This is a genomic window from Hymenobacter arizonensis, assembly GCF_900115775.1.
Classification (GTDB): Bacteria; Bacteroidota; Bacteroidia; order Cytophagales; family Hymenobacteraceae; genus Hymenobacter; species Hymenobacter arizonensis.
This window is the reverse complement of the sequence record NZ_FOXS01000001.1, coordinates 189,149-209,733: the sequence shown is the minus strand read 5'-3', so window position 1 is coordinate 209,733 and position 20,585 is coordinate 189,149. Positions and strand designations below refer to the sequence as shown.

At 62.7% G+C, this 20,585-nt stretch carries 15 protein-coding genes; 10 read left to right on the top strand and 5 right to left on the bottom strand.

Annotated elements, in window-relative coordinates; genetic code table 11:
- The first annotated feature begins 31 nt into the window (after positions 1–31).
- The 6 genes from BMZ66_RS00915 (at position 32) to BMZ66_RS00890 (ending at position 8,878) form a co-directional block, all read left to right on the top strand.
- Positions 32–1,009 (top strand): AAA family ATPase, encoded by a 978-nt coding sequence (locus tag BMZ66_RS00915; RefSeq protein ID WP_092670161.1) that lies wholly within the window; start codon positions 32–34, stop codon positions 1,007–1,009.
- Between the two features lie 111 nt (positions 1,010–1,120).
- Positions 1,121–1,996, top strand: coding sequence for a DUF58 domain-containing protein (locus BMZ66_RS00910; protein ID WP_234794932.1), 876 nt, complete (start codon positions 1,121–1,123; stop codon positions 1,994–1,996).
- Positions 1,997–2,151: 155 nt separating this feature from the next.
- Positions 2,152–2,934, top strand: coding sequence for a hypothetical protein (locus BMZ66_RS00905; RefSeq protein WP_092668125.1), 783 nt, complete (start codon positions 2,152–2,154; stop codon positions 2,932–2,934).
- Between the two features lie 208 nt (positions 2,935–3,142).
- Positions 3,143–4,789 carry a BatA domain-containing protein gene (locus BMZ66_RS00900; protein ID WP_092668124.1) on the top strand — a complete coding sequence of 549 codons (1,647 nt, stop codon included), beginning with the start codon at positions 3,143–3,145 and terminating at the stop codon, positions 4,787–4,789.
- Positions 4,786–7,062: a DUF4175 family protein gene (locus BMZ66_RS00895; RefSeq protein WP_092668123.1), complete on the top strand. Its 2,277-nt coding sequence runs from the start codon at positions 4,786–4,788 to the stop codon at positions 7,060–7,062. The genes BMZ66_RS00900 and BMZ66_RS00895 overlap by 4 nt, the downstream gene beginning before the upstream one ends.
- A 43-nt stretch (positions 7,063–7,105) precedes the next feature.
- Entirely contained in the window at positions 7,106–8,878 is a 1,773-nt protein-coding gene (locus tag BMZ66_RS00890) for a hypothetical protein (protein WP_092668122.1), read from the top strand.
- An 87-nt stretch (positions 8,879–8,965) separates the two neighbouring features.
- Here BMZ66_RS00890 and murI read toward each other — a convergent pair whose 3' ends face one another.
- Positions 8,966–9,817, bottom strand: coding sequence for a glutamate racemase (murI, locus tag BMZ66_RS00885; RefSeq protein ID WP_092670159.1), 852 nt, complete (start codon positions 9,815–9,817; stop codon positions 8,966–8,968).
- A gap of 143 nt (positions 9,818–9,960) precedes the next feature.
- Between murI and BMZ66_RS00880 the strand changes: the two genes are divergently transcribed.
- Positions 9,961–10,188 carry a hypothetical protein gene (locus BMZ66_RS00880; RefSeq protein ID WP_092668121.1) on the top strand — a complete coding sequence of 76 codons (228 nt, stop codon included), beginning with the start codon at positions 9,961–9,963 and terminating at the stop codon, positions 10,186–10,188.
- A 60-nt stretch (positions 10,189–10,248) separates the two neighbouring features.
- On the opposite strand, the gene BMZ66_RS00875 is transcribed toward BMZ66_RS00880, so the two are convergent.
- A complete protein-coding gene (locus tag BMZ66_RS00875; RefSeq protein ID WP_092670157.1) occupies positions 10,249–11,001 on the bottom strand; it encodes an arylesterase in 753 nt (250 codons plus the stop codon).
- 202 nt (positions 11,002–11,203) lie between these two features.
- On the opposite strand from BMZ66_RS00875, the gene BMZ66_RS00870 reads away from it, so the two are divergent.
- On the top strand, positions 11,204–11,905 hold the full coding sequence (locus BMZ66_RS00870; protein ID WP_092668120.1) for an ABC transporter ATP-binding protein: 702 nt from the start codon (positions 11,204–11,206) through the stop codon (positions 11,903–11,905).
- A complete protein-coding gene (locus BMZ66_RS00865; RefSeq protein WP_369407578.1) occupies positions 11,898–14,456 on the top strand; it encodes an ABC transporter permease in 2,559 nt (852 codons plus the stop codon). Before BMZ66_RS00870 ends, BMZ66_RS00865 begins: the two co-directional genes overlap by 8 nt.
- Before the next feature lie 88 nt (positions 14,457–14,544).
- Here the strand turns inward: BMZ66_RS00865 and BMZ66_RS00860 are convergent, their stop codons facing one another.
- Both BMZ66_RS00860 and BMZ66_RS00855 read right to left on the bottom strand, forming a co-directional pair.
- The gene (locus BMZ66_RS00860; protein WP_092668119.1) at positions 14,545–16,209 is read right to left on the bottom strand and encodes a T9SS type A sorting domain-containing protein; all 1,665 of its coding nucleotides are present in this window, start codon (positions 16,207–16,209) and stop codon (positions 14,545–14,547) included.
- Positions 16,210–16,615: 406 nt separating this feature from the next.
- Complete coding sequence (locus tag BMZ66_RS00855) at positions 16,616–17,362, bottom strand: arylesterase (protein WP_092668118.1); 747 nt, start codon at positions 17,360–17,362, stop codon at positions 16,616–16,618.
- A 250-nt stretch (positions 17,363–17,612) separates the two neighbouring features.
- Between BMZ66_RS00855 and BMZ66_RS00850 the strand changes: the two genes are divergently transcribed.
- Entirely contained in the window at positions 17,613–19,529 is a 1,917-nt protein-coding gene (locus tag BMZ66_RS00850; protein ID WP_092668117.1) for an ABC-F family ATP-binding cassette domain-containing protein, read from the top strand.
- Between the two features lie 198 nt (positions 19,530–19,727).
- Here the strand turns inward: BMZ66_RS00850 and BMZ66_RS00845 are convergent, their stop codons facing one another.
- Positions 19,728–20,513 (bottom strand): class I SAM-dependent methyltransferase, encoded by a 786-nt coding sequence (locus tag BMZ66_RS00845; protein WP_092668116.1) that lies wholly within the window; start codon positions 20,511–20,513, stop codon positions 19,728–19,730.
- Between the last annotated feature and the right edge of the window lie 72 nt (positions 20,514–20,585).

The following is a 20,585-nucleotide window of genomic DNA, read 5'->3' as shown; positions in this document are numbered from 1 at the left end:
GACGGCCTTTCCTGCCGACCAAAACCCCAACATGACCGAACAAGAAGTGAACTCTCTCGTGGCCAAGCTGCCAGTGCTCAAAGCCGAAATTGCCAAGGTTATTGTGGGCCAGGAAAATGTACTCGACGAAGTGCTGGTGGCGCTGCTGGCTGGCGGCCACGCGCTGCTGGAAGGCGTGCCCGGCCTGGCCAAAACCCTGCTGGTGCGCACCTTGGCCGCGGCCACCGACCTGCCCTTCCGCCGCATCCAGTTCACGCCCGACCTGATGCCCACCGACATCCTGGGCACCGAGGTGCTGGAGGAAGACCACGGCACCGGCCACCGCTCGTTCAAGTTCAACCAGGGACCCATTTTCGCCAGCCTGGTGCTGGCCGATGAAATCAACCGGACGCCGCCCAAAACCCAGGCTGCCCTGCTGGAGGCCATGCAGGAAGGCCACGTCACCTACGCCGGCACCGAACACGCGCTGCCCAAGCCCTTCTTCCTACTGGCCACCCAAAACCCAATCGAGCAGAGCGGCACCTACCCCCTGCCCGAGGCCCAGCTCGACCGCTTCCTGCTGTACGTGCGCATCGGCTACCCCACCGCCGATGAGGAGCTGGCCGTGCTGCGCGGCACCACCGGCGCGGCCGGCCAGCAAGTGCAGCCCGTGCTGGGCGGCGCCGACATTCGCCAGCTGCAGCAGCTGGTGCGCCAGGTCAGCCTCAGTCCTGAGCTAATGGATTTCGTGAACCGCCTGGTGCGGGCCACGCGCCCGGCCACTTCGGAAGTGAAATTCATCAAGGATTACGGGCGCTGGGGCGCGGGGCCGCGGGCCGGGCAGGCGCTTATTCTTTGCGCCAAGGCTCGGGCCTTGCTGCACGGCCGCTTCGCCGCGACGTTGGATGATGTTCGGACGCTGGCTCCGCCGGTACTGCGGCACCGGGTACTGCTGAACTTCAACGCCGAAGCGGAAAATCTGACGGCGGACGATGCCGTGGCGGAGCTGTTGAAAGCCGTTAAAGTTTAAATTCTCGCTGAGGTTCGCAGAGGTTTCCGCTGAGGTGCGCGGAGTTCGACCACTGCGAACCTCAGCGATACCCTCTGCGGAAACCTCTGCGAACCTCAGCGAGAAATAATTTTGCTCACTCCCGAACTACTCCACGGCCTGCGCAACCTGTCTCTTGCCGCCCGGCAGGCGGCCGAAGGCTTCCTGAATGGCGCGCACGCCAGCCGCCGCCACGGTGCGGGCATGGAGTTCAGCCAGTACCGTCCCTACCAGCCCGGCGACGACCTGCGCCGCCTCGACTGGCGCCTGGCCGCTCGCTCGGACCGCTACTACCTGCGCGAGTCGGAGGTCGACACCAGCCTGACCGTGCACCTACTGCTCGACGCCAGCGCCAGCATGAACCACCGCGACGACAACGGCCTCACCAAGCTCGACTACGCCCGCCTGCTGCTCGCGTCCTTGGCCTATCTGGCCCAACAGCAGGGCGATGCCGTGGGCCTGACCATCCTTAGCCCCGCCGGGCTGCGCCACCTGCCCGCCCGCGCCGACACCCGCCAGCTGCCCCGGCTCTACCACGCCCTAGAAACGGCCGAAGCCACCGGAAACTTCCCCAACAGCGCCACGCTGGCTCCGCTCACGGCCCGGCGCCAGCGCGCCCTCACGGTGTGCGTGAGTGATTTGTACGAAGAGGAATCGGAGATTAACGCCTTGCTCACCCGGCTGCGGGCCGTGAGCGGCGACGTGCTGCTGCTACACCTGATGGCCAATAACGAACTGAATTTCAGCTACCAAGGTGCCGTCACTTTCAGGGATTTGGAAACTGGCCGCACCATGCAGCTCGATGCCGACCAGCAGCGTCCGACCTATCAGCTGCAGCTGCAGCAGTGGCTACTCGACACCGCCCAAGCCGCCCGCCGCCAGGGCTTCGACTACCACCAGCTCAGCACCGCCGCTCCGCTCGACTACGCCATGCGCGAGTTCATCCGCCGCCGCAACGCGTCGCTCTAGGTTCAGATTTCGTCGGCTGAGCGGCCGAAAAGCAGCCGTTTTTGAACGGCGGGATTCATGCTGCTTTTGGTGCGCACCAGGAATTGGGCCGGAAATTGCCTAGCATTATCAGCGTCTATTAGCCCGACGCTCGTATAGCTTTCTTTTACCAACTTATGAAACGCATTCTTTTTCCCATCGCGCTGGCGGCTCTGCTGCTGCCTTTGGCGGCGAGCTCGGCTTTTGCCCAACAGACCACTAGCCCGAAAACCACGCCTGCTCCCACCGCAACTGCCCCCGCCGCTAAAGCGCCGGCCCCAACCACCAAAGCGCCGGCCGCGGCCACCAAGGCTCCGGTTGTCACTAAGGCCCCGGCCACTTCCAAAACGCCAGCCATGAACCTGGAACAAGAACTCCGCACCTTCAGCAACTGGGTCGACGACAAGTTGGAGCTGAACATGGCGACCGTGCGACTCGATTGGACAGCAATTGAGACTGACTACTCCCGCATGACCAAGCGCCTGGACGGCGCCCTCGATACCCTCACGGCCCAGTCGCGCCGCGAGTACCTGGGCCAAAAAGCCCGCTACAAAGCCTGGGCCGCCGAAAACGGCCACCCCGTAATCGAAATTCCGTTGGCGGGCGACGAGCGCAGCAGCGCCGTGAACGACATGCAGCGCAAGCTGCTCAACACCACCGCCCCCATCAACCGGGCCATGGCCAGCACCCTGCCCGACTTATACAGCCGCCTCATCGAATCGACCCGCGTGAGCCACAAGCGCTGGGTAAAAACCGATTGGGAAGGTGCCAACCTGGTGCTGGAGCGCCTCAATGCCCGCTACGAGCAAGTTGGCAGCCAGCTGCAGCTCGAAGACCGGGTGCGTATTCGGTCGCTTCAAGCAGAATTCAAGACCCTGGAAAAAGCGCGCGATTTGAGAGGCATTCTGGACGGCTTGTAGGCCGCCGCACTGCATGCTGTGGGCGTCCGGTGGCTGCATTTGAGCGGCTGCCTTTTGGCCGAAGCAGCATGATGAGTAAGGCAAACCAGTGCGCGGAAAGCTGAGCGAATGGCTACTTTGCAGGACTGTTTGGGATTCTTCCCGGCCTTCCTGCAATTGTTGGGACATTTGGGTGTCCATGTCCTGACTTTACTCCGACTCACTTTCCTTGTTCACGCTACTAACGCCTGCCGCTTTGCTGGCCCTCCTTGGGCTGATAGTGCCGGTGCTTATTCATCTTTGGAACCGCCGGCCCGGCCGCGAGGTAGCAGTGGGCAGCCTACGCTGGTTAGCGGCCGGCGCCAACCGCCGGCTCCGCAACCTAAAGCCCGAGCAGCTGTGGCTGCTGCTGCTGCGTTCGGCGCTGCTGGTCGTGCTGGCGGTGGCCCTGGCGGGCCCGGTGTGGCGAGTTCCACAGCCAGTTGGCCGCGGCCAGGTGCTGGTGAGCCCCGAGCTGCTGGGCACGCCAGCCTTCGCGGCCCTGCGCCCCACAATCGACTCCCTGCGTCGCCGCGGCTACGCCCTGCGGTGGCTGGCGGCTGGCTTTCCCAAGGCCTCGCGGGCTGCCTTGCGCGCCGATTCGCTGGGCCTGCGCGATAGCGCCCGAGTGCTGGCGGCCACTAGCCCGGCAGGGTCGCGGGTGCTGTGGGCGCGGGTGCGGCAGGCCGCCAGCACTTTCTCGGGCCAGCCCCTGTACGTGCTGACGCCAGCTACCATGCAAGACTTTCAGGGCACGCAGTCTCCATTGCCGGCCGAAGTCAACTGGCAAATGCTGCCCACTGCCGCCACCGCAACTTGGTTGCAGGCCGCTGCCATACGCGGCGACAGCCTGCGCCTACTGCTGGGCCAAAGCAGCGAAACCCAGACAACATTCCGGCCGGTGTCCGTGAAGAAACCAGCGCCGGGTGGCACGGTGCGGCTGACCGGTCTGCCTGCTTTTCGGTTCGAAACCGGGACTGCGGGCGCCCAACTCCAACCGGTTGGGGCATCGTCAGCGGGCAAGGCCGTGCCGGCTATACCGGTGCGCACCAACCCGGTGCGCGTGGTCATTTATTCGACCCCTGACTTCGCGCCTGATGCGCGGTACTTGCAAGCCGGCCTGCGAGCCGCTGCCGCGGGCCTACTATCGCCGATGGTCATCAGTACTACTTCCACTCCGCCCGCCCCCACCAACCGGCCAGATTGGCTATTTTGGCTTGCTGATGTCCCTTTGCCTGCGGACTGGCGCGCTGCAGTAGGCCAAGGCACCCAGGTGTGGCAGGAAGCAGTGGGTCCGGGTCGGTCAGACAAAGCGCGCTTGGCAACGGCCACCTTCGATGAAGTCCCGGCTTCCATTTTTAGGCGCAGCCCCTTGCCCGCAGAGGCAACTGGTGGTACTTCCTACCCGCTCTGGGCCGATGGCCAAGGGCGGCCAGTGCTTTCGCGCCAACTGCTGGGCCGGGGAGCTATCCACCACCTAGCCACCCGGCTCAACCCCATCTGGAGCGAGCTGGCCGACAGCCCCGCCCTTCCAGCCCGCCTGCTTGCCCTGCTGCAACCCGAAAGCACCGATGCCGCAAGCCAGCCGCCCACTGCCCTTGACCAGGCACTGGCCTTGCAAGACCAACGTGCCCTCGACCCCATGCAGCTCCGGTTAAGCAGCCAAGCGGCAGGAGCAAAACTAACTACGACTACCGTTGCGCAAGCCGCAGCCCCGCAGTCCTTTCTTCAAACAGACCTTCGGCCCTGGCTGGTGCTGGCGGCCGGGCTGCTGTTTGCTTTTGAACGCTTGCTGGCTTATCGGCGCGCAAACCAGTCCTTGCCTTCAATTTCATGAGCCAACCAGTAGCCGATACTCAATTATTGAGCCTAGCCTCGGCCCGTCAGCTGCTCGGCGCGGTGGGCCGCAGCTATGCCTGGCGGCGGGCGGGCAGCGTGCTGCTGCCCGCGGCGGCTGGTGCGCTGCTCTTGGTATTGCTCAGCCGGCATTGGCCCGCCGCCCAATGGGCCTGGGCTGGTGCGGGAGTGCTGGGTTTGGCGGTAGTAGCAGCGCTGCTCTGGCCGCTGCGGCGGGTGCAGCCAGCTACTACCGCCACTTGGCTCGACCGGCTTTATCCCACGCTCGAAGACAGCACTGGCTTGCTATTACAGCCATCTGAGCGCCTCAACCTGCTGGAACAGCTGCAGCAGAGCCGGGTAGCCCAGCGGCTGCAGGAATTGCGGGCCGCTAAATCTCTCGCCCTGCCTGTGGCTTACCGCAGCGCACTGCTGGCAACGGGACTGCTGATGCTGGCCAGCGCGGTGGTCTGGTGGCTGCCGACTGCTTCGCCGCTGGTGGCCAAGCCGGGCAACGTAGCGGTTCGCTTTTCCAATAGTCCGCCCCCTGTGCCGGGCCAGACGCCAGCCCGCATTGCCGCAACGCAGCTGCTGGTGACGCCGCCAGCCTATACCCGGCAAGCCGCCTTTGCCCCTGCCCAGGCCTCGTTTCAATGCCCGCAGGGGTCGCGGGTGCGGTGGCAGGTGCAGGTGAGCGGAAGCAGCCGCGCGGTGCCCGAAGTGGAAGTAGGCCGGCAACGCCTACGCATGCAGCCAGTAGCAGGGAAGGCAGGCTCCTTTTTCGCTGAACAAAACCTAGCGGCTTCTACGCTTTATCGGCTGCGCTACGCCGGCACGGTGTCCGATGATTACGCCATCGACGTTCGGCCCGACCAAGCCCCAGTCATTCGCATCCAAATGCCCAAGCCCTATACCCTGGTAGAATTTGGCATGCGGCCCGAGTTGCTGGTGCGCGCCACCCTGCGCGACGACTACGGCCTCAGCCGGGCTGAACTGGTGATTACGGTGGCCCAGGGCCAGGGCGAGTCTGTAAAATTCCGGGAAGTGCGGCGCGATTTGAGTGCGGGGCTGGGTGGTCAGCCTTCGCAAACCAGCCTGAGCAGCCAGCTCAACCTGCCCAAGCTTGGCCTCACCTACGGCGATGAGCTGTACTTCTACATCTCGGCCCGCGACAATGCCGGGCACTCTTCGCGCACCGATGCCTACCTCGTGCAGTGGCAGGACACCGCCGTGGCCGATAGCCCCGCCGACGTGGGCATGGGCGTCAAGGTAGCGCCAGCCTACTTCCGTAGTCAGCGGCAAACCATCATCGATACCGAAAAACTGATTGCCGAAAAGCCCAAGCTTGACCCGGCCACCGTGGCCACTCGCGCCAATAACCTGGGCGCTGACCAACAAATGCTGCGCCTGCGCTACGGCAAGTTTATGGGCGAAGAGGTGGGCGGCAGCATCGGCCCCAGCGCCCCGCATTCGCCCATAGCCGAGGATGAGGACGAAGGTGCTGACCACAACGAACACGCGGGTGAACACGCTGGCGAACACGCGGGTGAAGGTCACAACCACGACCACGCCACGCCGCCTGGCTCTTTGGCCCAAGCCTCGCCCACCGCCGAAACCGATGCGCTGATGGAACCCTACGTTCACAAGCACGACGACTCCGAAACCGCCGACTTCCTGGAGCCTGCCGTGAAAGCCAAGCTTCGCGTGGTGCTCGACCAGATGTGGGCGGCCGAGCTGCGCCTACGCACTGGCCAGCTCACGGCGGCTCTGCCGTATGAGTACAAGGCCCTGCGCCTCCTGAAGGAAGTGCAGCAGCAAACCCGCGCTTACGTCAAGAAAGCCGGCTTCGTGCTCCAGCCGCTGCCCGAAGCCACCCTGCGCCTCACCGGCGACTTGGCGGGCGCCGCCGTGCCCCGCAACCAACAAAACCTACCGGCCCCGGCCACTCAGCCCACCGTGCGGGCTGCCCTGCGCTGGCTGGCCCAAACCCCGGCCACCGACCAAACCAAACCCGCCGATGCGCTGCTGCTTGAGCAGGCGGGTGCGGTATTGGCGGGCGCCGCCCTGCAACGGCCCGGGGTGTACCTGCCCGCCTTGCGCGCCCTGCGCGAACTAGTAGCCGATGTGCGGGCGGGCCGGCCCGCTTGCGCCACCTGCCGCCCCCCCGTGGAGCGCGCCCTCACCGACCTGCTGGCCTCGCCCCCGCCCACGCCCCAGGCTCCGCCCGCTCCCAACCGCCTGGCACGGAGCTATTTTCAAGAGTTAAGTCGCTAGCATTTTGCCATTCACGTCGCTTCATCCTACCAGTTATTACGTTTTGCTGGCGTTCTGCCTCCTGCTCGGCCTCGGGCTGATGGTTGGGGCGTGGCGGCGCACCCGGCAGCGGCAGCGGGTAATGCGAATGGTGGCCGGCGCGGTGGCTGCGGCTGCGCTGTGGCTGGTGGCCTTCCCACCCATGCGCTCGCGGCCTGCCGCCCGCGCCGAAGCCATTCTGCTCACGGATGGCTACCAGCCCGATACGCTTCGGCAGCTTTTGCGGCGGCTGGGTGCAGGTACTCCGCTGTGGTACTATGGCAGCGAGCCCGCCCCCGCCAAGGCCCGGCCCCTGGCCAGCTTGCTCACGCTGGCCGAGCAACGGCCCGCACTCCGCCGCGTGCACGTGGTGGGCCACGGCCTGCCCGGCGCCGAATTAGCTGCTCTGGGCAAGGTGGCGGTGCAGGCGCACGCTCCGCCTGAGTCATTTGGCTTTCGCACTGCTTTATGGAATCAGAAAGTAGCCTTGGGCGAGACTTTTCAGGTGGAGGGCACCGTGGCTTCGCCCAAGGGTAGCCAGCCAGCCTGGGTGTGCCTGAGCGCCGCCGGCACCGTGCGCGACTCAGTGTCGCTGCCCACAGGTGCCGGAGCTTTTCAGCTCCGCTATTCGCCCAAAACGGCTGGACTTGCTACTTATAAGCTGCAGCTGCGCCGGGCAAATCAGCTGCTCGCGGCCGAACCACTGCCGGTAGAAATTACCACCTCACAGCTGCCCGCCGTGCTCTTGCTGACTGCTACGCCGGCGTTCGAATTCAAGTTCTTGAAGAACCACTTGGCCGAGGCGCAGTACCCCGTGGCCCTGCGCACTACCGTAAGCCGGAACCTGGTGCAAACTGATTTTGTGAACCAACCGGCCCAAGAGCTGAGTCGGCTCACGCCCGCCCTCCTGAGCCGCTACAAAGTGCTGGTTGCCGATGCTCCCACGCTGGCCGCCCTCACGGCAGCGGAAACACAGGCGGTACAAAATGCCATCAGTGCCGGGCGGCTTGGCTTGCTGGCGCTGGCCGAAGCAGCGCCCCTGCCCCGCGCTACTCCCGGGCGCACAGCGTTTACCATTGTGCCCCGCGCCGCAGCCCAGGCTGTGCCGCAGGTTCTTACCTGGCCCAATGCGCCGCCAGAAGCCCGGGCAGCCCTGCCGGCCCAGCTGCGCCCGGCGGTGGGCTTGCGCTCGTTGGTTACGGGACCAGGCCAGGCGGTGGTAGCGGCCAGCCACCGCCTGGGCCTGGGGTTTGTGGTGGTTTCGGTGGTGCCCGAAACCTTCCGTTGGGCATTGCAGGGCCGCGCCCCTCTGTATTCTTCGTTTTGGAACCAGCTGCTGGCCGCCGCCGTGCCCCCAGCCCAGCCAGCCGCCGCCTGGAACACCGGTTCGCGCTGGCCCCGCGCTTCGCAACCGCTCACCCTGCACCTTGCCGCCACCCTCCCGGAAAGCCAGCCCACCGTGGCCGCCTTACCAACGGGCTCACCCGTGCGGCTCGCCCTGCGCCAGGATACTCGCCTGCCCGAATGGAGCACTGCGCAGTTTTGGCCTGCTACCTCGGGCTGGCACCAAGTGCGTGGCCCCGGGCGCACCACTCATAACTTTTACGTGTACCCGGATTCGGCCTGGCAAAGCCCCGAGCAGCAAGCACGGCAGCAGGCTTTTGGGGCGCGGGCTCTGGCCATGCCGGCCGCAAGCACCCTATCGCAGGAAAACGTGCTGGAGCCCTGGCCAGCGAGCTGGTTTTTTGGGCTATTTCTGCTTGCGGCGGGATACTTGTGGTTGGAAGAAAAACTATAAGTATTCTGCTGGTTTTTGCCTGCCATGCTACCGCAAAAAGGCCTCTGCAGTTGTGTCGATTGTAAGGATTCCGGAAGAGGACAACGCCTACTCCCAGAGGGGGTAATGCTCCAACTGCACTTTTTGCTCGAAGAATATCCGAGTGCTTTCCTCAAACGACCGGGTGAAATCCGACACGTAGAAATGGTGGGCTGGCGGTGTGGCTGTGGCCGGGGCCAGTAGGCCGTGCGCGGCCAGATAGGCTTCGGCATCGGCCGCTACTACGTCGGAGGCATCGAGCACATCGACGCGGCCGGCGTAGTAGCGCGCAATCTGGTCTTTAATGAGCGGGTAATGCGTGCAGGCCAGCACCAGCGCATCAATGTCGGCCAGGGCGGCATTGCCCAGGTAGGTACCGATGATATCGTCGCTGATGGAGTTCTGAAAGAAGCCCTCTTCTATCATGGGCACAAGCAGCGGGGTGGCCAGCGACTGCAGGTCCACATCGGCGTCCAGTTCGTCTACTTTCTTCTTGTAAACGTTAGAGTTCACGGTTTGCTTGGTGCCGATGAGGCCCACTCGCCGGCCGGGGTACGCCTGGCCCAGGTGCGCCACAATGGGGTCGATAACGTTCAGCACCCGCGCTTTGGAGCCCACGTACTCCCGCACCAGCTCGTAGGCCGCGGCCGATGCCGAATTGCAGGCAATCATGATGAGCTTGCAGTGCTGGCGCAGCAGCAAGTCGCATATTTTGACGGAATACGCCTGGATGGCGGCCGCACTTTTGTCGCCGTAGGGCAGATGAGCGGTATCTCCAAAATACACTATCCGCTCGTGGGGCAGGCGCCGAGCCACGGCCCGCGCCACCGTAAGTCCGCCAATGCCAGAGTCGAACATGCCAATCGGCCGGTTGGCCAGGGCCGCAGCCGAAACGGCGGGTGCAGAAGCAACAGTAATCATGCGGCAAAGGTAGGCGAGCCTGATGGTTGCCTTGCCCACTGCCACCGAGTGGCCCGCATCAGAGTGCAACTTTTTCGGGAGCAAGCTTTCTGTTTTCTCAAAAAGCTCCTATATTTCGACCCTATTCTGCATCTCTATTTATTATGAGCACCATCCTGGCCGAAATTGACCACGCCCTGGCCGACCACAATGGTCGCCTGGGCCGCCCGGTGGCCATCTACCTCGGCGAGCGCAAGTTTACCCAGCTCACCCTCGACGCCGCCCGCGCCGCCTTGCCCGACCTCAGCACCGCCGCCGGCCGCCCCCTCACCTACCGCAACCTGGAACTGCTGCGCGACGAGATAGACGTAAACGGCCTGCGAGTAATTTAATTCTCCACTCGCTTCCCAACCGTTGCACCTTGGTGCAGCGGCAATCTAACCAACAGGTTGTTAGCCTTCTTGCGTAACCAGCGCCGCGCTATCGGCGGCTTGCTGGGCACTAGCCTGTGCTTCGAGCAGCGGCTGCAGCACCGTCCACACGGTGCGGGCCAGAATGCGGTGGCCCGCCGGCGTGGGATGAATGCCATCGGGCTGGTTGAGGCGACGGTTTCCACCCACACCTTCCAGAAGAAACGGGATGAGCACCAGCTCGTTTTTGTCGGCGATTTCCCGATAGAGGGCTTTAAAATCGGCGGCGTAGGAGGCCCCCAGGTTGGGAGGAATCTGCATGCCGGCCAGCACAATCTGGGCGTTGGGGCTGCGGCGGCGCACCGTGTCGATGATGGCTTGCAGGTTGCGGCGGGTGTCGGTGAGCGGCAGGCCGCGCAGGCCGTCGTTGCCGCCTAGCTCCAGCACAAACACATCTACCGGCTGGCGCAACACCCAGCCCACGCGGCTGCGCCCCCCGGCAGTGGTTTCGCCGCTCAAGCCGGCGTTAATAACTTCGTAACCAAGGGCCAGCGAATCAATTTTTTTGCCGACCAAGGCAGGGAAGGCTTCTTCGGGCTCGACGCCGTAGCCCGCGGTGAGGCTGTTGCCGAAAAACAGCACACTTTTCCCGGCCGAGCTGCGTTGCTGCAGGCCTGGGCCTTTGGCAGTTGCAGACTTAGACTGTGCAGTGGTGGCGTCGGTAGAAGAGTCGGAACTGCAGGCGCCCGTGGCGAAGGCAAACAGCAGGGCAAAGGACAAGCGAACGAAATTCATGGAGAGCATTTTGGGCACAAACCCGGAAAAGCGGAAAACATAGCGCCGGTTTTGGCGTCTTCTGTACTCGTAACGAACGACAAGCGGCCCGGTTGCGTGCCCGCCCCTCTCCGATTCTGTTGCCGAGCAGCCGCAATGGGCCCGAGCACCTCGTGCGCCCAGGGGCTACCCAGTAACCACATTCTTGATTTTTATCTGTTGCATGAGCATTCTTCGAGTCGATAACCTCACCAAAACGTACGCCAGCGCCGGTCACGAACTCACCGTTCTGAACGCAGTGAGCTTTGAGCTCCAGGCGGGCGACACTTTTGCCATTGTGGGCCCGTCGGGCTCGGGCAAGACCACCCTGTTGGGATTGTGCGCCGGCCTCGACCGCGCTACTTCAGGCAGCGTGTGGGTCAATGGCATTCAGCTCGACAACCTGAGCGAAGACCAGCGCGCCGCCGTGCGCAACCAGCACGTGGGCTTTATTTTCCAGAACTTCCAGCTCCTGCCCACCCTCACGGCCCTGGAAAATGTGCTTGTGCCACTCGAACTGCGGGGCCAGCGCGGGGCGTCCAAAACTGCCCTGGCCCTGCTCGACCGCGTGGGCCTGGCCGACCGGGCCCAGCACTACCCGGCTCAGCTCTCGGGCGGCGAACAGCAGCGCGTGTCGCTGGCCCGCGCCTTTGCCAACCGCCCCGCCCTGCTCTTCGCCGACGAGCCCACCGGCAACCTCGACCCCGACACCAGCGAGCGGGTGGTCAACCTACTGTTTGAGCTGAACCGCGAAGCTGGCACCACCCTGGTGCTCGTGACGCACGACCTGGAGCTGGCCGCCCGCACCCAGCGCACCCTGCGCCTGCGCGGCGGTGCCGTGCTCGCCGATTACGTAAATACGACTTATGCCCAGCCCAGTGCTTAAGCCCCAACCTACCGCCCGGCCGGGCCTGGGCTGGCTGCTGCGCATGGCCTGGCGCGACAGCCGCCGCAGCCGGGCGCGCCTGCTGCTGTTCATGGCCAGCATCATCCTGGGCATTGCGGCCCTCGTGGGCATCCGTTCATTTGGCGACAACCTGGCCCTGAGCGTGAACGAGCAGGCGCGGGAGCTGGTCGGGGCCGACTTGGTGCTCTCATCCGGTGGCCGGCGGTTTCCCCAAAACCTACAGCCCGCCTTGGATAGCCTTGGCACGGCCCGCACGCAGGAAATAGCTTTTGCCTCGCTGGTAGAGTTTCGCCCCGGCCGCGGAGTGCGCCTGGTGCAGGTGCGCGCCCGCGACGGCGGCTTCTTTTACGGCGATTGGCAAACCGAGCCCCGCACGGCGGCCGAACGCTTTTCGCAGCCGGGTGCCGCGCCCGGCGCCTTAGTCGACGACGTGCTGCTAGCTCAGTTCAACGCCAAAATCGGCGACTCGGTACAGATTGGTAAGGTCACACTGCCCATCATTGGCCGGGTGCTAAAAACGCCGGGCCAAACCGGCATCAGCACGGCGGTGGCGCCCACGGTTTTTATTCCCGAGTCGCTGGTAGCCGCTACGGCCCTGGTGCAGCAAGGCAGCCGGGTCCAGTACCGGCGCTCGTTCCGGTTTGCTCCCGGGGTCGACGTGGAAGCAGCCATCAAACCCCTGCAATCTCGCCTCGACAAGGCCGACATCGACACCGATACCGTGGCCAGCCGTCAGAAGCAGATTGGCCGCTCCTTCGCCGACCTCACCCGCTACCTGAGCTTGGTGGCCTTCGTGGCCCTGCTGCTGGGCTGTGTGGGCGTGGCCAGCGCCGTCAATTTGTATGTGCGCGAAAAGCTGGCCGCCGTGGCCGTGCTGCGCTGCCTGGGTGCCAGCGGACGCCAGGCCTTGCTCATTTATTTAGTGCAAACCACCGGCCTGGGGCTAGTGGGCGCGATGCTGGGTGCTGCGCTGGGAGCGGCCGTGCAGGGCCTGCTGCCACGGGTGCTGGGCGACTTCCTCCCGGTGGCCATCACCGTGAGCGTGTCGTGGCCGGCGGTGCTCACGGGCCTCGCCACCGGCCTGCTGATGGCGGTGCTCTTTGCGCTGCTGCCGCTGCTTAGCATCCGGCGCGTGTCGCCGCTGCGAGTGCTGCGCGTGGCCTTTGAAGACGATACGGCCACGCCCGACCCCGTGCGCGGGGTGGTCATGGCCATTATTGGGGTATTCATTCTGGGATTTGCCTACTCGCAAACCCGCGACTGGAAGCTCACCCTGGGCTTTGGGGCGGGCCTGCTGGCGGCCTTTGCAGCCCTGGCCGGCGTGGGCCGCTTGCTCATGGCGCTGGTGCGCCGCTTTTTCCCGGTTGGCTGGGGCTACGTATGGCGTCAGGGCCTGGCCAATTTATATCGGCCACAAAACCAGACGCTTACCCTGGTCACTTCCATAGGCTTGGGCACGTTTTTGCTTGCCACCCTTTTTCTCTCGCAAGCGCTGCTGCTGGGCCGGGTGCAGCTGGCCTCCAAAGAGTCGCAAGCCAACCTGGTGCTTTTTGACATTCAGCCCGAGCAGCAGGCCGGCGTAGAAGAGTTGCTCCGGACGCAGCGGCTGCCGGTGCTGCAGCGCGTGCCCATCGTCACGATGCGGCTGACGTCCATCAACGGCCGCAGGGTTTCGGAAATTAAGAAAGACTCCGTGAATGGGGTACCGCCATGGGTGCTCACTCGCGAGTACCGCGTCACCTACCGCGACACGCTGAACTCTTCGGAAAAGCTGGTACTCGGCAAAATTCCTGCCCTAGACGCCGACGGCACCCCGCTTATCTCGGTCGAGAACGGCTACCTGGAGCGTGCCAAGCTAAAGCTGGGCGACACTCTGGATTTCAACGTGCAGGGCGCCCCGCTGCGCACCATAGTGGGCGGCACCCGCGAAGTCGACCGCAGCCAGGTGCAGCCCAGCTTTCTGGTAGTGTTTCCGGCCGGGGTTTTGGAAAAGGCCCCGCAGTTTCACGTGTTGCTCACCCACACCGAAGGCACGGAGGCCCTTGCGGCCGTGCAGCAGGCGCTGGTGCGCGAGTTCCCCAACGTCTCGGCCATCGACCTGGGCCTAATACTGCAAACGCTGGAGGACATTCTGGGCAAAATCTCCTTTGTGGTGCGTTTCATGGCAGGCTTCAGCATTCTTACCGGACTGCTGGTGCTTAGTAGCTCAGTGGTTATCAGCCGCTACCAGCGGGTGCGCGAAAGCGTGCTGCTGCGCACGCTGGGCGCCAGCCGCCGCGACATTCTTAGCATTACACTGGTTGAGTATGGCCTGCTGGGGCTGCTGGCCGCGCTGGCAGGCATTGGCTTGGCGGTGCTGGCGGCCTGGGCCCTAGCCGTGTTCGTGTTTGAGGTGGGCTTCGGGCCGGCCACCTTGCCCTTGCTGGGGCTGGCGGCATTGGTGACTGCTCTCACTGCCGGTATTGGCCTGCTCAACAGCCGCGACGTGCTGCGCCGCTCCCCACTGGAAGTGCTGCGCGGAGAAGGCTAACCGGCCTACTGCGTGGTGGAAGGACTGCATAATTGGTTTACCGCCTAAGCTCAGCCATGAGCTTAGGCGGTAAACGCGCGGGTGGGGGCTACCGCGTTAGCAGCACCCGGGTCTGCAGAAGCTGCTGCGCCCCAACCACGCGCAATATGTACACACCGTCCTTGGTGCTTTCGGGCAATGACAAGTGCAAATCCTGCTGCCCGTTAGTAGGCCGCAGCACCTCGCTTCGTACGGTGCGCCCTAGTGCATCGAGCAGCTGCACACGCAGCACCTGTCCTTCGCCGCCTACTACGGTCACCGTGAGACCATCCGAAACCGTTGCGGGATTGGGCGCGACCCACAGCCGCATGCCTTGGGGAGCTACCGCGGCTACCTGCACCACGGGGCTGTAGTGGCTGGCTCCGTCGGTGTCTACCTGCCGGAGGCGGTAATACATGCTAGTATTGGCAGGAACCGAGGCATCCAGAAAAGAATAGCTGCGAGGCATGGAAGTGGTGCCCGCCGCCGGCACCGTGCCCGTCACGCTGAAATTCACCCCATTAGCAGAACGCTGCACTTCAAACTCACGCGAATTCAGCTCGGTGGCCGTGTGCCAGTTTAGCTGGACGCCGGCGCCGGCGCGCCGGGCCGTGAATGCCGAAAGCTGCACCGGCAGCGGCACGATATCCCGCCGATAAGTATGAAAAATATTGACCTGCTTGGTAGCCACGTTGTACGATGAGCTGTCGGCGCCCGTCACTTTGATGTCGGTGATGGTGCCGGGCGAATCGACTAGCAAAGTCAGGTTCTGGAAGCGGATGTTGGCCCCCACGGCGCTGTAGTCAAGGTCTACCGTTAGGGTATTGCCGCTAAGGGCTTCCTGTTTAACCACTTCTTTGCGCACGCGGCGGTACTCTTCCATCTCGCGCAAAGTGGTTACCCACAACTTGTCTCCGGCAATGGACTGGGTGTAGTTCATCCAGTCGCGCAGCACATTAAAATTGATGGCATGGGCAAAAACCCGCTGCACATACACCTCCGAAGCCGGATTGCCGGGAGCCATCAGGGCATCGCTAACAGCTTTCAACCGGGTCAGCAGAGTTTGTGCTGATTCGCCGTTGCTGGCATCGGCGCTGTAGCGCCGGAACACAAATGGAGTAGGAGAAACTGGCAGCGCACTCAAGGCTACACGCTTTTCATCCCAGGCATTGAACATGGGTAAATTATCGCCCTGGCTGGCGCTAGACACGGCCACATAGCCGGCGTTGAAGGCGGCTGTGGGGTAGCCGGCGTAGTTGGTGGGCACAATATGCACCGAGGGCCGGTAGCCCTTCAGGCGGCTGGCTATCAGCTCGTCCAAAGATGCCAATTGCTGAGCGGGGAGCGGAACGAATTCGGTGTGCCAATCCGAATGGTTTTCAATATCCCAGCCGTGGTCGAGCAACTGCTGCGCCTGGGACCAAACCAGTTTGCCGGCGTCGTGATTCGGACCAGGGTCCAGCCACACTGTGTTGTTGTAGGTGTTGTGCCCGTTGATGGCCACTGCGCCCACGTAGGGCCGGCTGTTGTTGCAGCCATCGGTGTAGCGCAGCCCAGGGCAAAGCTCGCCGTTGCGAGCCACGCCCCCATGAAACAACGGGTAAACTTCCGTAAAAATGGTCTGCGGCGAATCATCCTCCTCAAAATTCAGGACCCGCGCCTTGTTATACAAGGTAGGTGCCAGCCGGGCCGTTGCGGTGACCGGTGCCGTAGCGAAAGTAACCGTCAGGCGCACAGTGCTTCCCAAAGTAGTTCGCGCTGCACCTTTGCTCGAATGTGCAGCAGCAGGCGGCGCACTGCCAGCGAGAGGAGGAGGAGACTGAACCGCTGTTTGACCCGGAGCAGCGGCAGAGGCAAAAAGCGCCAACGGCTTGGCGAAGGTCAGCAGGAGAAGAAAGCAATAATTCAAGTAGAGAGAATGTTAAGCCTAGAGCCAGAAATGGCAGACAGAAAAACAGTTGGCATCTTGCCTCTGGCAAACCCATCCGTAGTTCTGAACACTAAAATTGTTCAAAGCTAACACTCAAAGGTATATAATTGTTGCTATACCAAATTAAATACCCATTAAATCCATTTCTTGATGGATTTTGGGCGTCCTGGACCTTCAGCACGAGGAGCAAAATGTGAAGTTTATTCTTTACTTAATACAATACACTTGTTTTAAGCGAAGCTTCTTCCTTTGCTCCTAACACCGGGGCCAGCGTGTTCCAAACCGTACGCGCCACAATGCGGTAGCCCGCGGCGGTGGGGTGAATGCCGTCGGCCAAGTTTAGCTCGGGCACGCCGCCCACATTATCCAGCAGGTAAGGAATGAGCAGGGCGCGGTTCTTGGTCGCCACGTCCTTGAAAACGCCCTGAAATTCGCTGATGTAGCCCTCCCCAAACATCCCGGGAATCTGCATGCCCGCTATCACAATCTGAGCCCGGGGGTTCTTGCGCCGCACCGCGTCGATAATGCCCTGGAGGTTGCCGCGAATGGTGGCCACTGGCACGCCGCGGAACACGTCGTTGGCGCCCAGCTCCAGCACAAACACGTCGATGGGCTGGCCCAGCACCGTGCTTACCCGGCGCAGGCCGCCCGCAGTGGTTTCGCCGCTCACCCCGGCATTCACTACGGTGTAGTTCAGGCCAGCAGAATCAATCTTTTGGGCAATCAGGCTCGGGTAATTGCTTTTGGTGGGCACTCCGTAGCCAGCCGTAAGGCTGTTGCCGAAGAACACCAAGCGCTTTTTGGCGGCCCGGGCGACAGCAGTAGTCGACCGCGAAGCCGCCGGCCGTGTGGCCTGCACGGGCCGCTGGCGGGTAGCAGTTTGGGCATTGGCCAAACCATTGCTGCCAAACAACACCAAGGCAAACCACGCTACAAATCCTAATTGGGGCACTTTCATCACGGAACTTGTCTTTTGATAGAAATAAAATAAAGAGTGCAGAAACAGTTGCAGCCCGCACACAGAAACAAGGCAAAACGAAGCCCTTGACGCGCCGGCTGTGTAAACTGCTGCCTCGCAGCCATTTGTGCACCACCGTCTGTGTCCTAAGCCGAAGTCTCACAAAGCCTAACGGCAGTTGGGCCCAAATCCTCCCAAACCGGCCACAACTGGCGAATCGCCCGCCCCCGGGGCCGTACCTTTGCAACCTATGAACTTGTTATCCGCCGAGAACATCTCGAAGAATTACGCCGACCGCTGGCTTTTTAAAGACTTGAATTTTGGCCTGCAGCAAGGCCAGCGCGTGGCCTTTGTGGGCATCAACGGCACCGGCAAAACCACGCTCATGCGCGTGCTGGCCGGCCTTGAAATCCCCGACACCGGCTTGGTGAGCGTGCGCAAGGGCATCCGGGTCACCTACCTGGGCCAGCAGCCCGTGTTCGACGAAAGCCTGACGGTAGAAGAAACCATCTTCGCCAGCCAGAACGACACGCTCCGGGCCATAAAGGACTACGAGCACGTGGTGAACGACCCCAACCACAAGTCCGACGACCTGCAGCGGGTGATGGAGTTGATGGACACCCTCAACGCCTGGGACTACGAAGCCCAGGTGCAGCAGATTCTGGGCCGCCTTGGCATCCTGGGCGAGCTGCTGACGCGCAACGTGAGCCAGCTCTCGGGCGGGCAGCGCAAGCGCGTGGCCCTAGCCCGGGTGCTCATCGAAGAGCCTGATGTACTACTGCTGGATGAGCCCACCAACCACCTGGACCTCAGCACTATTGAATGGCTGGAAAACCGCCTGAACTCGCCCAGCCTTACCCTGCTGATGGTAACCCACGACCGGTACTTCCTCGACAAAGTGGCCAATGAAATCGTGGAGCTCGACAAGGGCCAGATGTACCGCTACCAGGGCAACTACGCCTACTTTGTGGAGAAAAAGGCCGACCGCGAAATGCGCGAAACCGTGGAAGTAGAAAAGGCGCGCCAGCTCTTCAAAAAGGAGCTCGACTGGATGCGCCGCATGCCCCAGGCCCGCGGCACCAAGCAGAAAGCCCGCATCGACGCCTTCTACGTGACTAAGGAGAAGGCCAGCACCAACCTCAACAAGCAGCAGATTGAGCTGAGCGTGAAAACTACCCGCCAGGGCGGCAAAATCATCGAAGCCGACAGTCTGAACAAGAAATTCGGCGACAACGTGGTGCTGGATGACTTCAGCTACGTCTTTAAAAAGAAGGACCGGATTGGCCTGGTAGGCCCCAACGGCGCGGGCAAGTCCACGCTGCTCAACATGCTCACGGGCAAGCTGAAACCCGATTCCGGCACCATCGACGTGGGCACGAACACCGTGTTCGGCTATTATACCCAGACCGAGCTGGAATTCGACCCTACCCAGCGCGTCATCGACATCGTGAAGGAAGTGGCCGAAGTAGTGGAGCTGGCAAACGGCGACGTGCTCACCGCCAGCCAGTTCCTCAACCTGTTCCTGTTCCCGCCCGCCCAGCAATACACGCTGGTGAACAAGCTGAGCGGCGGCGAAAAGCGACGCCTGCAGCTGCTGCGCGTGCTCATCAAAAACCCCAACTTCCTGATTCTTGACGAGCCGACCAACGACCTGGACCTGGCCACGCTCAACATCCTGGAAGATTTCCTGCTGCACTTCACCGGCTGCCTGCTCATCGTGAGCCACGACCGGTACTTCCTCGACCACCTCGCCGAGCACCTCTTCGTGCTCGAACCGGGCGGGGCCGTGCTCAACTTCCCCGGCAACTACACCGACTACCGCGAGTACCTTGAAGAGCGGGAAGCCGAAGCCGCCATCGAAGCCGAGGAAAAAGCTGCCAAAGCTGCCCGCGCGGCCGCTAAGCTCGCCGCTCCGGTGGTGGCCAGCGCCGCTGTGGCTGCCGCCCCAGCCAAGCGCCGCGCCACCTTCGCCGAGAAGAAGGAATACGAGCAGCTTGAAAAAGCCATGGCTGCCCTGGAAACCGAGAAGCAGGAAATCACGGCCAAGCTCAACGGCGGCGCGGGCACTCCGCAGGATTTTGCCGCCTGGGGCGCCCGCCTGCAAGCGCTCGAAAATGAGCTGGAGCAGAAAGAAGGCCGGTGGCTGGAATTGGCAGAGCTGGTTTAGGCTCCGGCTACCAAAACCTGCAGAGACCAGGTGCTGCTAGTACCCACCCTGCTTCATACATAAGCACTCGTCCGTCATGCTGAGCGCAGCCGAAGCATCTCTACCTCAAAACTAACCTTGATTAGTTACGCATTAGAGATGCTTCGGCTGCGCTCAGCATGACGTTTTGCTTATAATTGGCAATTGCTGCGCGGGGACCTAAAGGGTGGAATTGCCCTGCTTGCGGCCCAGAAAAATGTAATGCCGCCCCAGCAGCGAGCGGAAGCCGAATAGTTGCTGCCGCAACGCGTGCCCCGTGTGGTTGCGCAAGCGCCGCAGGTAGAACCACTGGAAGGGAAATACCAGCAGGGCGAAGGGCAGAAACAGTAAATCTTCGGTGTAAAAAGAAGTATACACCACCTCCTGTAGCTCGACTCCGTTGCGCTCCAGCAGGCGCTTTAGCTCCTGCTGCTGCACAAACTGGGTGATGGCCTCATCGTGGTTAAAAAGCAGCTTGAAGCGGCGCACGCGGCCCAGGAATAAGTACGACAGCCGGTCGCGCACAGCCAGCACGTTGTCGTTGGTAACCAACAGCACCCCGCCCGGCCGGAGCTGCCGCACGCACGACTCTATGAAGCTGCGCGTATTGCCAAACATCATCACCCCGCTGATGGAAGTAATCAGGTCGAATGGCTGGCCATTGTCCGTTAAATCAAACGGTTGGGTCAGGTCGACTTGCTCGTAGCGCAGGCCGGCCACCGCGGGAGGAGTGGGCTTGATGTCGCAGCCAGTGAGGGAAGCTGCGGGCCAGTAGCGCCGCAAGGCCGTGAGGAATTCCCCATCGCCGCAGGAGGTGTCCAGAACTTTGCTGGTCGGCGCCAACCCCGTGCGTTCGAGCACCATGCGCAACACCTCCCTATTGACGTTCTTCTGGGTGTTTCCGCGCGGCACATCGCTGTAATCAGGCTTGGAAAGAACAGAATTGGAAGCGGAAGTGGGAAGCATGCTGGGCTGATAATGACGGACTGCCCGCAAATTACCCCACGAAAGTAATAGCCCTGCCCACCCCGTTGGCGG